We start from the raw sequence: 12107 nt of genomic DNA on the forward strand, positions 1-12107 counted from the left end.
CATGAATTAATATTGCCGCCACCTCTGACCAGCGGTCACCGCCGATACTCGAACACAGTCGAAAAAAAGAACGGCGGTGGCGGCTCGTGGAGCAACTCAACACGCTCGATGCAGGCTTCCTCATGGCCGAGGATTCGGATCGAAACGTCAGTTTGGCGATTGGCGGGATCGCCATCATCGATGGCGCGGCTCCCAAGGACGATAAATTCAAAGCTGTTCTCACAGAACGTGTTAGATCGATTCCGCGTTTCACGCAGATGCTGCGTACCCAACCCTTGGACGTCGGCGCGCCGCAGTGGGTCGACGACCCGGCTTTCGACATCAGCCGTCATGTGCGCCGGATAGCCGTCCCGCGACCCGGCGACGACACCGAACTGTTCCGGGTTGTCGCCGACGTGCTGGAGCGCCGACTCGATCGCGATCGTCCGCTGTGGGAGTGCTGGGTGATCGAAGGCCTGAAGGGCAACCGCTGGGCGATCTTGATGAAGGTCCACCACTGTATGGCCGACGGAATCTCGGCAATGCGCATCCTTGCCCGCCTTTGCGACGAGGTCGACGGCGACGTGTTCGCCCGGCCCGTCGTTTCGAAGCCCGGCGGTCGGCGGCCCAAACACCTGGCGCCGGTTCCCGAACACACCGAAGCAACCAATCCCCTGGGCAGCCTATGGCGGACCGCCACCGGCATCACCGGCACTGTGACCCGGACGGTCGGCGGGGCGACCGAAATCGCTACCGGCCTGCTGCGGCCAACCGCCGGGTCGTCGCTGGTAGGGCCCGTTACGGCGCGACGCCGCTATCGTGCGGTCCGCGTCCCCCTCGCCGACGTCGAACAGGTCTGCCGCAAGTTCGACGTCACGATCAACGATGTCGCGCTGGCTGCGATCACCGAGGGGTACCGATCCGTCCTGCTGCACCGCGGCGAGGAACCTCGGCCGGATTCGCTGCGCACGCTGGTGCCGGTCTCGGTTCGCGCGTCCGGATCGTCGGACCGGCCGGGCAACAAGATCTCGATGATGCTGCCCTACCTCCCGGTCGAGCAGGACGACCCGATTCAGCAGTTACGCATGGTGCACGACCGGATGACCCGGACCAAGCAAGGCGGGCAGAAGCAGGCCGGCAACCTGGCGGTGTCGATGACCGGCTACGTCCCGTTCATGTTGTCCTCGTGGCTGATTCGATTTCTCACCCGCCTTCCGCAGCGTGGCATCGTGACGCTGGCGACCAATGTGCCGGGTCCGCACCGTCGGCTGGAGATGATGGGTCACACCGTCAGTCGTCTGTTGCCCATACCGCCGATCGCGTTGCAGCTGCGCACCGGGGTGGCGGTGACGAGCTACGCCGACGATCTGGTCTTCGGCATCACCGCCGACTACGACGCGGGTGCCGACATCGATGAGCTGGCCGACGGCATCAAGCTCGGCGTCGAACGCCTGGACGTGCTCGGCCAGGACTCGATCTTGCTGTTCGACAGGAAATCGGTCTGACCGCCAGCGACTAACCTGACTACCGGTCCCGCGAGGGCGGGCCGGGAAGGCGGGACGGCGAATGGCGGTCATCATCGACCCGCGCCGGGTGGACGCCGTGTTGTTCGACCTCGACCCCGAACCCGATCCCACCGTTGCCGCACGCCTGGACAACGCCGGCGTGCGCTCCTGTCGATCCGATCCCGCCACGCTGGTCGACTCGGCCGATGCCCTGTCGGTGCGCCCGGGCCGGTGCGCGGTCGTCACCGCAACCCACGCGGGAGTGACCGCCGCACGCGCCGCCGGTTTCGCGCTGGTGATCGCGATCGGCCCGAACGAAACCCCGCACGGTGCCGACGCGGTGCTCGCCGACGCGAGCGACCTCGAGGTCCGCACCGGTGATCGCCGGATGTCCGAGTTGCCCGACGGGTCGCAGGCCCTGGAGTTCACCGGCACGCCGGCGGTCTTCTACGACTTCGACGGAACACTGTCCGAGATCGTCAACGATCCCGACGCCGCGCGACTCGTCGACGGCGCGGCCGACGCGCTGACGTCGCTGAGCGCGCAATGTCCGGTGGCGATCCTCAGTGGCCGCGACTTGGCCGACGTGCGCGACCGAATCGGCCTGCCCGGCCTGTGGTACGCCGGCAGCCACGGTTTCGAGCTCACCGGCCCCGACGGCGAGCACCACCAGAACACCGACGCGGCCGCGAGCATCCCGGTGCTGGCCGAGGCGGCAGCCGCACTCGCCGACCAGCTCGGCGACATTCCCGGAGTAGCCGTGGAGCACAAGCGATTCGGGGTGGCCGTGCACTATCGCAATGCCGCGCGCGACCGGGTCGCAGAGGTGACCTCAGCGGTCCGGCAGACCGGGCAGCGGACGGCGTTGCGCGTGACGACCGGACGAGAAGTGATCGAGCTGCGACCGGATGTCGACTGGGACAAGGGAAAGACGCTGCGCTGGGTGCTCGACTACATCCGCGACAACGAGGGCGGCGACCCGCTGCTACCCATCTACCTGGGCGACGACATCACCGACGAGGACGCCTTCGACGCGGTCGCCGACGACGGCATCGCGATACTGGTGCGCCACGGCGACGACGGCGACCGCGCCACCGCCGCGCGTTACGCGCTGGCCGACCCCGACCGCGCGAAAGAATTCACCGAGCGGCTGGCCCGCCGCCTCGCCGACTGATCACAGAACCGCTTGCGACTGAATGGTTTTGGCGGCGAGCCTGCCGGTGTCGCCGCGGATCTCTGTTTCGACCACGATGACACGCCGCCCGACATGGAGCGGGCGGCTGTGCGCCTTCACCGTTCCCGAGCGTGTCGCGGCAAAGAAGTTGGTCTTGGATTCGATGGTCGTCGTGCCGCCGGCACCCTCGGGAAGGTTGAGGAATGCGCACACCGCACCCGAGGTGTCCGCCAGCGCCATCACGATCCCGCCGTGCAGCACGTCCCCTCCCGTCGTCAGGCCGGGCGCCCAATCCAGGCTCAGCACAACCTCTTCGGGTACGGCAACGTCTGCGGTGATCCCGAGCGTCACCGCCAGCGGAACCAGCCCGTGGATCATCTCCGTTGCGGCGGTGTCGGTCATCGGCTCACTTTCCCAAGTCCTGCAGGGCGTCGGCGGTGTCCGCGTCGGCCGGGTAAAATGATTCGATCGCGACCTCGGCAACGGTGATGTCCAACGGTGCGCCGACGACCGCGGTCATGCTGAAAAACGAGAGCTCGGTTCCGTTGTACTGCAACCGGAGTGGCACGGCGACGTCGGTGGGCTCGGGCCGGGCGGCCTCACCGCCCGGATAGCCCGACAACTCGGTCAGCAGATCACCGAGGCGCGGGTCATGGGTGGCCCGGACCTGGCGATGCAGTCGCTCGAGGACATGCGCGCGCCACTCCGGCAGATTGACGATGCGCGAGGCCATCCCGTCCGGATGCAACGAAACGCGCAGGGCATTGATCGGCGGCGTCAGCAATGCGGGGTCGCACCCGTCGATCAGCACCGCGACGGCGGTGTTGCCGTCGAGCATGTCCCACCATCGATTGATCACCAGCGCCGGATACGGCTCGTGGCCGGTGAGGATCTGCCGCAGCGCGGCGCGCAGCCGGGTCAATTCCGGCTCGTCGAGCGAGTGCTCGGGGTAGGCGGGCGCGTACCCGCCGGCCAGTAACAATGCGTTGCGCTCCCGAAGCGGCACGTCGAGTTGTTCACTCAACCGCAGGATCATTCCCGGGGTCGGCCGCGAGCGTCCGGTCTCGACGAAGCTGAGATGCCGGGCCGAGATCTCGGCTTGGATCGACAAGTCGAGTTGGCTGATCCGGCGGCGCTCCCGCCATTCGCGCAGCAGTTGACCGACTGCCGGTGTCGCCCGCCGGGTCAGGGTCGTCATCGCCCCGATGCTAGCTGCGGCGTGTCGCCGCCACGATTACCTTCGAGGTAAGCGCCCGCGGGCGTTCACGGCCGCCGCAAACTCAGTCGACGTCGGACTTCTTGTCCTTGTCGGACTTCTTGTCATCGTCCGACTTCTCGTTCTTGTCGGACTTCTTGTCCTCGTCGGACTTCTTGTCGCCATCGCTGCCGGTGCCCAGCTCGAGCGTCGCCCAATGACTCGGGGAGATGTAGACCGTCCAGTCCCCCTCGTCGCGGCCCAACTTCACGACCCCGTCGTCGACTTCCCACTTGGTGCTGTCGTCGTAGTCGGTGGACTGCCCGTCGCTGTAGGTGAGTTTGAAAGCCATGCCCGGGACTGCCACGTTGACGGCCCGGCTAAACCTCGACGTACTCCACCGCGCCGTCCTCGAGCACGAGACGAGCGTCGCTGCCGCCTTCGGCCCCGGAAGCCACCGTGCGGAACACCGCCTTACCGGGCTCGGTGCGCCAGATCAGCGTGGTCAGCGTCTCGCCGGGAAACACCGGTTTGGTGAATCGCGCGTCGATGGCCGTGATCGCATTGGCGTCGCCCTTGCCGAGTTCGGCGACCAGCGCGCGGCCGGAGAACCCGTAGGTGCACAGCCCGTGCATGATCGGCTCGGGGAAGCCCGCGAGTTCCTTGGCGAACCAGGGATCGCTGTGCAGCGGGTTGCGGTCGCCGGAGAGCCGGTAGATCAGCGGCTGGTCTTTGCGGGTGGTCAGCGCGATCTGGGCGTCGGGCTCGCGGTCGGGAATCGCCGGTGCGTTGGGGCGCTCACCCGGCTGTCCGCCGAACCCGCCCTCGCCGCGGATCACCAGCGTCGTCAGCGTTTCGGCGACGAGTTCGCCGGTGTCGGGATCGGAGCCGCGACCGCGCAGCATGACGATCGCGTTCTTGCCTTCGCCCTTGTCCTGGATGTCGGCGACCTCGGTGACCACCGACAGCTTGCCCGCGGCGGGCAGCGGCGCGTGCAGCCGGATTCCCTGTGAGCCGTGCAGCAGCATCGCCCAGTTGAACGATCCGACCTTGGCGGCCGCCGCGAACGCCGGGCAGCAGATCACCGCGTAGGTCGGGAGCACCTGCTGGTCAATGCCGTGGCTGTTTTCGGTGGTGAACTTCAAGTCGTCTAGGCCGGCGCCCACGCCGAGGGCGTAGAGCAACGTGTCACGGTCGGTCCATTCGAACAGCGCGGGCTCGGTCGTCGCGCCGACGGCGTTCGGGTCGATCGCCATGCGGGTCTCCTCTTCGGTCGGACGGTCATCTTTTCCGGGGCATCGCCATTCCATCACCCGACGATGCGGACGACGCCCGCGCCTGGGTTGTGTGATTTGTCCACCCAACCCGGGCAAACATGCCACGTCGAGGCCCCCGGCAAGGCAGGCTGTCGCCATGCGCAATCGCACCCGCACCGCCATCTGGAAGGCCGCCGCCGTTCTCGCCGCCGTCGTCACGGTCGGCGCCTGCTCGGGATCACCGCAGGTACGCAGCATCACCTTGACGTTCATCAGGCATGCCGAGTCGCAGAGCAATGCCCAGCACGTCATCAACACCGACATCCCGGGCCCGGAACTGACCGAGGAAGGCCAGGGCCAAGCCGAACAGCTCGCCCATCAGTTGTCCCGCAACAACTTCGACGGCATCTATGCCTCCAACATGGTCCGCACCCAGCAGACCGCGGAGCCGCTCGCCCACGCGCTGGGCAAGCACGTCGAGATTCTGCCCGGGCTGCGCGAGATCGACGCCGGCCGGTTCAACAACCTACCGGCCAAGCGCGCCGACCTGACCTACCTGGTGGCGCCGTCACTCTGGCTCCGAGGCGACGTCCAGGACGCGGTCCCCGGCTCGATCAGCGGCCGGGAATTCAACGATCAGTTCAGCGCTGCGGTGCAGAAGATCTACGACAGCGGCAACAGCAGACCGGTGGCATTCGCGCACGCCGAGTCGATCATGTACTGGACCTTGCTGAACGTGAAGAACCCGAAGGACACCCTGGCGACCAGCCACCCACTGCCCAACCTCGGCCGGGTGGTGATCACCGGTAGCCCCGCGGGGGGCTGGACGCTGCTCGACTGGGACGGGATCAAGGACTTCAGCAACTGAGCTGAGCGCACCGGCCGCAGCGGTACGGTACTGGACAGTACTGTCACCGCCGATCTAGTGTTACCCGCTGTGACCGAGACGGCGGAACGCGGAGTGTCCCCGTCACCGTGGTCCCCCCGCGAGACCGAGTTGCTCGACGTCACCCTGGAGTTGCTGCAAGAGCACGGCTACGACCGGCTGACACTGGACGCCGTCGCGGCCCGCGCCAAGGCCAGCAAGGCCACCGTCTACCGACGCTGGCCGTCGAAGGCCGAATTGGTACTGGCCGCTTTCATCGAGGGAGTCCGACAGGTCGCGGTGCATCCGCGGACTGGCACGCTGCGCGGCGATCTGCTGCAGTTGGGGGAAGCGTGCCGCGAGCAGGCTTCCCAGCAGAGGCCGGCACGATCCGCGCCGTGCTGGTCGAGACGTCACGGCACCCCGCTCTCAACGACGCCCTGCAGCACCAATTCCTCGACCAACGCAAAGCCCTGATCCACGAGGTACTGCGAGATGCCGCGGACCGCGGTGAGATCGACATCGCGGCGATCAGCGACGAACTCTGGGATGTGCTGCCCGGGTACCTGATCTTCCGGATCGTCATGCCGAGCCGACCGCCGACGCGCGAGACGGTGGAAGCTCTGGTCGACGAGATGATCATCCCGGGCCTCACCCGAAAGGTGAATGGATGAAAGGCATTTCGATCACAGGCGTGATCCGTCGACGATGGATGATCATCGTCGCCGTGGCCGTCGTGGCCTTGGCAGGGTTCGCCGTGTATCGGCTGCACGGCGAATTCGACGCGGCGAACAACACGGCGCACGGCGGCACCAACGAAATCGTGCCGATCAGTCCGAAGCAGGTCATCTACGAGGTCTTCGGCGCTCCCGGTGCGACCGCCACGATCAACTACCAGGACGTCAATGCCGCGCCGCAGCGCATCGACAACGCGCCGCTGCCGTGGTCCTACACCATCAACACAACCGATCCCGCCGTCATCGCCAACGTGGTCGCCCAGGGCGACGGCAGCTCGCTGGGGTGCCGCATCACCGTCAACGGCATCGTCAAAGACGAGAGGACCGTGAACCAAATGAGCGCCTACACCTATTGCTTGGACAAGTCCGGATGAGCAACCACAGCACGCGCCGCCCACGGGTCGCACACACGATTCACCGCCTCGCCCTACTGATCCTCCTGTTCTGGATCGCCCTGGCGATGATCCCGAACATCGTTGTGCCGCAACTCGAGCAGGTCGGCCGGCTGCACAACGTCGGCCTGAGCTCCCCCGAGGCGCCGTCGTATCAGGCGTTCAAGCACATCGGAAAGAAGTTCCACGAGTTCGACACCGACAGCTCGGCGATGATCGTGCTCGAGGGCGACAAGCCACTCGGCGCCGACGCGCACGCCTACTACGACAAGCTGGTTCGCAAGCTCGAGCAGGACAAAGCACACGTCCAGCACATCCAGGACTTCTGGGGTGACAGCCTGACCGCGGCCGGCGCGCAATCCAGCGACGGAAAAGCCGCCTACGTCCAGCTCTACCTCGACGGTGCGCAGGGCGAGGCGAAGTCCAACGAATCCGTCGACGCCGTCCGCGCCACCGTCGACAGCATGAAGCCGCCCCCCGGGGTCAAGGCCTACCTCACCGGTGCCGCCCCGCTGATCGCCGACCAATTCACCGAGGGCGACAAGGGATCCAACAAAGTCACCGCTCTGACCATCGCGGTGATCGCGGTGATGTTGTTCGTCGTCTACCGATCGTTCGCAACCACCGCCCTGGTGCTGGTGACGGTGCTGCTGGAAATGGCGGCAGCCCGCGGGTTCGTCGCATTCCTCGGCAACGAGGGCATTCTCGGACTGTCGACCTATGCGACAAACCTGTTGACACTGTTGGTGATTGCCGCGGGCACTGACTACGCGATCTTCTTCGTCGGCCGCTACCAGGAGGCCCGCTCGGCCGGCCAGGAGCGCGAGGACGCGTACTACGACATGTACAGCGGCACTTCGCATGTCGTGCTGGGTTCCGGCCTGACAGTCGCCAGCGCAGTGGCATGCCTGGCCTTCACGCGACTGCCTTACTTCCAAAGCCTCGGTATTCCGGCCGCGATCGGCATCCTGGTGGCGCTGGCGGCTTCGCTCACGTTGGGCCCGGCAATCCTGGTCCTCGCAAGTCATTTCGGTCTGTTCGATCCCAAACGCGTGATGCAGACCCGCGGCTGGCGCCGGATCGGCACCGCGATCGTCCGCTGGCCCGGGCCGATTCTGGTGGTGTCCATCGCGATCGCCTTGATCGGCTTGCTCGCCCTGCCCGGTTACAAGACCAGCTACGACACCCGGCCCTACATTCCGGCGACCGCCGCGGCCAACGTGGGATACACCGCCGCGGAGAGGCACTTCCCGCGCGCACGGCTGGAACCGGAGTTGCTGATGATCGAGACCGATCACGACCTGCGCAATCCGGCCGACATGCTGGTGCTGGAGCGGGTGGCCAAGAGCGTCTTCCGCGTTCCCGGAGTAGCTCTGGTGCAGTCGATCACCCGCCCACTGGGCACCCCACTCGACCACAGCTCACTGGCTTTCCAGGTCAGCCAGCAGAGCGTCGGCCAGGTACAGAACCTCAAATATCAGGCGGACCGTGCGCACGACTTGCTCACGCAGTCACAAGAACTGGACAAGACCATCGGTATCTTGCAGCAGCAGTACACGCTGCAGCAGCAACTCGCGGGTGCCACTCACGAAGAGACCCAGAAGTTCCACGAGACGTTGGCGATCATCGCCGAGGTCCGTGACAAGCTGGCGAACTTCGACGACTTCTTCCGGCCCATCCGCAGCTACTTCTATTTCGAAAAGCACTGCTACGACATTCCGGCGTGCTTTGCGCTGCGCAACACCTTCGAAGCACTCGACGGCATCGATCAGCTCAGCGAAAAGTTCTCCGACCTCACCGCCAGCCTGGACAAGCTCGACGCCATCCAGCCGCAGCTGGTCGGGTTGATCCCGCCTCAGATCGCCAGCCAAGAGGTCAACCGCGAGCTGACGCTGAAGAACTACGCCACCAACCTCGGGATCAACAAGCAGTCGATGACCGCCAACGACAACCCGGCGGCGCTCGGGCAGGCCTTCGACAAGTCGAAGAACGACGACCTGTTCTATCTGCCGCCGGAAGTCTTCGACAACCCCGATTTCAAGCGCGGACTGAAGCTGTTCGTCTCCCCCGACGGCAAGGCGGCGCGGATGATCATCACCCACGACGGTGATCCCGCCGAGCCCGAAGCCATTTCGCGGGTCGGACCGATCAAGCTGGCCGCGCACGAGGCCGTCAAGGGCACGCCGCTGTCGAGTGCCGAGTTCTATCTCGGCGGCACCGCGTCGACGTACAAAGACATCCAGGACATGGCGAGCTATGACATCCTGATCGTCGCCGTCGCCTCGCTGAGCCTGATCCTGCTGATCATGATGCTGATCACCCGCAGCCTGGTCGCCGCGATCGTGATCGTGGGCACGGTGGCACTGTCCCTGGGCGCATCGTTCGGCCTGTCCGTGCTGTTGTGGCAGTACATCTTCGGGATCGAATTGTATTGGGTGGTACTGGCTTTGGCAGTCATCCTGCTGCTGGCCGTCGGCTCCGACTACAACCTGCTGCTGATATCGCGGTTCAAAGAAGAGATTCCCGCCGGCTTGAAGACGGGCATCATCCGCTCGATGGCAGGCTCGGGATCGGTGGTGACCGCCGCCGGTCTGGTCTTCGCGGTGACGATGTGCGGGTTCATCTTCAGCGGTCTGCAGACACTCGGCCAGATCGGCACGACGATCGGCCTCGGGCTGCTGTTCGACACGTTGATCGTGCGGTCGTTCATGACGCCGTCGATCGCCACCCTGCTCGGCCGGTGGTTCTGGTGGCCGCTGCGGGTGCGCCCGCGCCCGGCCAGTTCGATGCTCCAGCCGTACGGGTCACGCCCCGCGGTGCGCCAGCTGCTGCTCTGGGACGACCCGGAAGAACAGGAGTCGCCGGCGCCGTCGCGCTGACCGACAACGACGATCACGTCACACCCCGTTGACGTGCGGGCCTACCGAGCGCACCATGTCCTGCATGCGTTATGTCGTTACCGGCGGTACCGGGTTTATTGGGAGGCGGGTGGTGGCCCGTCTGCTGGCTGCCAACCCCGACGCGGAAGTGTGGGTTCTGGTGCGCCGCGCCTCGCTGGGCCGCTTCGAACACCTGGCCAAGACCTGGGGTGAACGGGCAAAGCCGCTGGTCGGCGAGCTGACCGAGCCTGAGCTCGGGTTGACCGAGACGGCTATCGCGGAGCTCGGCACGGTCGAGCACGTGGTGCATTGTGCGGCGATCTACGACATCACCGCCGCCGAAGCCGAGCAGCGGGCCGCGAACGTCGAGGGCACCCAAGCCGTCATCGAGCTGGCCCGACGGCTCGATGCGACGCTGCATCACGTGTCGTCGATCGCGGTGGCCGGCGACTTCCACGGCGAGTACACCGAGGACGACTTCGACATCGGACAGCAGCTGCCGACGCCGTATCACCAGACGAAGTTCGAGGCGGAGTTGCTGGTGCGCTCGGCCGGGAGTTCAGCGGGGTTGCGGTACCGGATCTACCGGCCGGCGGTGGTGGTCGGCGATTCGCGCACCGGCGAGATGGACAAGATCGACGGGCCGTACTACTTCTTCGGCACGCTGGCCAAGCTGGCCGTGCTGCCGCGGTTGACCCCGATGATGTTGCCCGACACCGGCCGCACCAACATCGTGCCGGTCGACTACGTTGCCGACGCGCTGGTTGCGCTGCTGCACGCCGACGGACGCGACGGCCAGACATTCCACCTGACCTCACCGAAAACCATTGGGCTGCGCGGCATTTACCGTGGAGTTGCCGCTGCCGCCGGTCTGCCGCCGCTGCGGGGATCACTGCCCCGCTCGGTCGCGGCGCCGGTGCTCAAAGTGCGGGGCCGGCCCAAGGTGTGGCGCAACATGATCGCCACTCAGCTGGGCATCCCCGGTGAAGTTCTCGACGTCGTCGACCTGGCTCCGACCTTTCTGTCCGAGCAGACGCAGAAAGCGTTGCACGGCAGCGGAATTGCGGTACCAGAATTCGCCGACTACGCGCCCGCGCTGTGGCGGTACTGGGCCGAGCACCTCGATCCCGACCGGGCCCGTCGTGACGATCCGGAAGGACCACTGGTCGGACGGCACGTGATCATCACCGGGGCATCGAGCGGCATCGGCCGGGCGGCGTCGATCGCCGTCGCCGAGCGCGGAGCGGTCGTGTTCGCGCTGGCCCGCAACGCCGACGCGCTTGACGACCTGGTCACCGAGATTCGCGCCAACGGTGGCCGCGCCTACGCCTTCACCTGCGACGTCACCGACAGCGGTTCGGTGGAGCACACGGTCAAAGACATTCTCGGTCGCTTCGGCCACGTCGACTACCTGGTCAACAACGCCGGCCGGTCGATCCGCCGCTCGGTGGTCAACCAGACCGACCGGCTGCACGACTACGAACGCGTGATGGCGGTCAACTACTTCGGCGCGGTGCGAATGGTGCTGGCGCTGCTGCCGCACTGGCGCGAGCGCCGGTTCGGTCACGTGGTCAACGTGTCGAGCGCCGGGGTGCAGGCACGCAGCCCCAAGTACAGCGCATACCTACCCACCAAGGCCGCTCTGGACGCTTTCTCCGAAGTGGTCGCGACCGAAACCCTTTCCGATCACGTCACATTCACCAACGTTCACATGCCGTTGGTTGCCACCCCGATGATCAAGCCGTCCCGGCGGCTCAACCCGGTTCCGCCGATCAGCGCCGAACATGCGGCGGCGATGGTGGTTCGCGGCCTGGTCGACAAGCCTTTGCGGATCGACACACCGCTGGGCACGCTTTCCGAGGCGGGTCACTACTTCACCCCCAAGCTGTCGCGGCGGATTCTGCACCAGGTCTACCTCGGCTACCCGGACTCGGCGGCCGCACGCGGCGAATCCAGCCCGGAAGTTCCGAAACCCGTTGAGGAACAGCAGTCGTCACGTCAACCGAAACGCCCGGCACGCGCGGTGGTGAGCCGCGTTCGGGTCCCGGGTCCGGTCAAGCGACTCGTACGCCTGGTTCCCGGCGTGCACTGGTAATTGCGCGACCGCCGCTGGCGCTCGGGTTAC

10 protein-coding genes and 1 pseudogene are annotated in these 12107 nt (G+C 66.2%); 7 read left to right on the forward strand and 4 right to left on the reverse strand.

Annotated elements, in window-relative coordinates; genetic code table 11:
- Window positions 1–86: 86 nt before the first annotated feature.
- Both CYU59_RS17255 and otsB read left to right on the forward strand, forming a co-directional pair.
- Window positions 87–1484 (forward strand): wax ester/triacylglycerol synthase family O-acyltransferase, encoded by a 1398-nt coding sequence (locus CYU59_RS17255; RefSeq protein WP_292991904.1) that lies wholly within the window; start codon window positions 87–89, stop codon window positions 1482–1484.
- A gap of 61 nt (window positions 1485–1545) precedes the next feature.
- A complete protein-coding gene (otsB, locus tag CYU59_RS17260; protein WP_292991906.1) occupies window positions 1546–2658 on the forward strand; it encodes a trehalose-phosphatase in 1113 nt (370 codons plus the stop codon).
- Here otsB and CYU59_RS17265 read toward each other — a convergent pair whose 3' ends face one another.
- The 4 genes from CYU59_RS17265 to CYU59_RS17280 all read right to left on the reverse strand — a co-directional run bounded on the left by CYU59_RS17265 (window position 2659) and on the right by CYU59_RS17280 (window position 5109).
- Window positions 2659–3060: a PaaI family thioesterase gene (locus CYU59_RS17265; RefSeq protein ID WP_292991908.1), complete on the reverse strand. Its 402-nt coding sequence runs from the start codon at window positions 3058–3060 to the stop codon at window positions 2659–2661.
- A 4-nt stretch (window positions 3061–3064) separates the two neighbouring features.
- Complete coding sequence (locus tag CYU59_RS17270; RefSeq protein WP_292991911.1) at window positions 3065–3856, reverse strand: helix-turn-helix transcriptional regulator; 792 nt, start codon at window positions 3854–3856, stop codon at window positions 3065–3067.
- An 82-nt stretch (window positions 3857–3938) separates the two neighbouring features.
- Window positions 3939–4205, reverse strand: coding sequence for a hypothetical protein (locus tag CYU59_RS17275; protein WP_292991914.1), 267 nt, complete (start codon window positions 4203–4205; stop codon window positions 3939–3941).
- Window positions 4206–4233: 28 nt separating this feature from the next.
- Window positions 4234–5109 (reverse strand): MaoC/PaaZ C-terminal domain-containing protein, encoded by an 876-nt coding sequence (locus tag CYU59_RS17280; RefSeq protein WP_292991917.1) that lies wholly within the window; start codon window positions 5107–5109, stop codon window positions 4234–4236.
- A 157-nt stretch (window positions 5110–5266) separates the two neighbouring features.
- Here CYU59_RS17280 and CYU59_RS17285 point away from each other — a divergent pair, with 157 nt between their 5' ends.
- The 5 genes and pseudogenes from CYU59_RS17285 (at window position 5267) to CYU59_RS17305 (ending at window position 12077) form a co-directional block, all read left to right on the forward strand.
- On the forward strand, window positions 5267–5977 hold the full coding sequence (locus CYU59_RS17285) for a histidine phosphatase family protein (RefSeq protein ID WP_292991919.1): 711 nt from the start codon (window positions 5267–5269) through the stop codon (window positions 5975–5977).
- Between the two features lie 57 nt (window positions 5978–6034).
- Window positions 6035–6648: pseudogene (locus CYU59_RS17290) on the forward strand (TetR/AcrR family transcriptional regulator).
- Window positions 6645–7085 (forward strand): MmpS family transport accessory protein, encoded by a 441-nt coding sequence (locus tag CYU59_RS17295; RefSeq protein ID WP_292991922.1) that lies wholly within the window; start codon window positions 6645–6647, stop codon window positions 7083–7085. The pseudogene CYU59_RS17290 and the gene CYU59_RS17295 overlap by 4 nt, the downstream one beginning before the upstream one ends.
- Window positions 7082–9982, forward strand: coding sequence for an MMPL family transporter (locus tag CYU59_RS17300; RefSeq protein ID WP_292991924.1), 2901 nt, complete (start codon window positions 7082–7084; stop codon window positions 9980–9982). Before CYU59_RS17295 ends, CYU59_RS17300 begins: the two co-directional genes overlap by 4 nt.
- Window positions 9983–10046: 64 nt before the next feature.
- Entirely contained in the window at window positions 10047–12077 is a 2031-nt protein-coding gene (locus CYU59_RS17305) for an SDR family oxidoreductase (RefSeq protein WP_292991926.1), read from the forward strand.
- Window positions 12078–12107 lie beyond the last annotated feature (30 nt).

The sequence above is a fragment of the Mycobacterium sp. genome, from assembly GCF_002863225.1.
Lineage (GTDB): Bacteria > Actinomycetota > Actinomycetes > Mycobacteriales > Mycobacteriaceae > Mycobacterium.